The sequence below is a fragment of the Variovorax sp. P2_H12 genome (assembly GCF_056403395.1).
This window is the reverse complement of the sequence record NZ_JBFUFO010000099.1, coordinates 1-1,692: the sequence shown is the minus strand read 5'-3', so window position 1 is coordinate 1,692 and position 1,692 is coordinate 1. Positions and strand designations below refer to the sequence as shown.

The 1,692-nt window shown below is 61.9% G+C and carries 1 protein-coding gene; it reads right to left on the bottom strand.

The window, feature by feature from the left end:
* Nucleotides 1-142: 142 nt before the first annotated feature.
* Nucleotides 143-1,576, bottom strand: a complete 1,434-nt coding sequence (locus tag AC1DYK_RS35330) for an ISNCY family transposase (RefSeq protein WP_478158921.1) — start codon at nucleotides 1,574-1,576, stop codon at nucleotides 143-145.
* Between the last annotated feature and the right edge of the window lie 116 nt (nucleotides 1,577-1,692).

Here is a 1,692-nt window from a genome sequence, read left to right as displayed (position 1 = left end):
TGTCAAGGCCAAGTTCAGATGTCGCATTCCTGGCTAAGTTGAAATGTCGCTTTTCTGGCTTCATCTGATGGGTTCCGACGAACGCCGTGACTGCCTTGCCTCTGCACCACAGGTCCTGTCAGCCGAAGGCCGGAGCGATCGGTTAGTTTTGCCGCGTTGAACGAGCTGTTGCTTTCGGAGCACGTTGACGCGCCTCTGAGTTCGCAGCGTTCGGCGAAGGGTTCATTGATTTGCAAGCCTTGCGCAATGCCTGCTCAAACTCTTCGACGTTGAACTGCCGGGAATGCGCGGCTCCCGGTGCTGCCTTCCTGGGTCGCGGAAGCTGGCCTTGATTCGTTCGAGATGGCGCGCAGCGGCGGTCGTCTCGCCGCTCCTGAACAGCTTGTGCCGCACGCAAGGCGTGGCTCAAACGCTTGTTCTCCACGACGGCCGCAATGTCGATCTGTGGCAGCTTGTCGTAGCGCACATAGGGCAGGGCGCCTTTCCCTGAACGCACCTCGATGCGGCCGTCGGGATATTCATAGACGTCGATGTATCGTTGGATCAGCCGCCGGTTGCCCGCCGTGTCCGCCAACATATAGATTTCTCGCGCATAGTTCAACGTCAGTGACACGGACACCTTGCGCTGTTCGCGCCAGGTGAAGATCAGGTCCAGGTCTTCGTCGGCGCGCAGCGGCCGATGAGCGTCGAAGTCGCGCCGCGGCGGCTTTGCAAACCGGCCGTTGAAGTCGGCGATGAAGTGCGGGGCGAACGCGTTGGCCGTCTTCAGCGTGCTGATGCCGCGCAGTCTCAGTTCCTTCACCAGCCGATCCTGTAGCGTCAGGTTGGCGCGTTCGACCCGCCCCTTGGCCTGACTGGTGTTGGCGCACATGATGTCGATGTTCAACTCGTACAAGGTCCGTCCGAACTGGGTGACCCCACGCTCGCCGAACTCCGGCTTAGTCACTGGTCGAAAAATGCTTGCCTTGTCGCTGTAGAACGCGATGGGTTTGCCGTGGGCCTCCAGATAGCCACGGGTCGCCTCGAAGTAGGCAAAGCTCGATTCGGTGGGCACAAATCGCAGCTGCATCAACCGGCTGGTGGCGTCGTCGATGAACACCAGCAGCGTGCAGGCCGGCGCTCGCTCCTCGAACCAAGCGTGGTCGCTGCCATCAATCTGGATCAACTCGCCGAGGCACGCGCGACGGTTGCGCGGCTGGTGCACCTTGGCGGCCCGCTGCTTGCGCGGCGTCCACAGGCCAGCAGCGGTCATGAGCAGGCGAACCGTGTCTTTGCCCACGGCCAGCCCATGACACTCGAGAAGCTTCTCGCTCGCCAAGGTGGGGCCGAAGTCCGCGTAGCGCTCCCGGATCAACGTGATCGCGCGCTCCGCAGTTCCGGGCGCCAACTGGTGGTTGCTGGGGCGACCGCGCTTGCGCGACACCAAGCCGGAAGCACCTTCAGCTGCGTACCGTTGGACAATCCGCTCAACCTGTCGTCGGCTGATTCCCAGCCGCTGCGCGGCCTGGCCAACTCGCAGCATCCGGTCCACCACGGCTTGGATCGTCTTGAGCCGATCTGCTTCGCGCATCGTCATCGTGATCGTCGCCGTTGATGTCGCCATGGCCGGACCCCAAGCCCAGAACCTGGGTTGGGCGACTTTGCGACATCTGAAATCGGCCAGAACGCGACATTACTAAATCGCTCCTACAG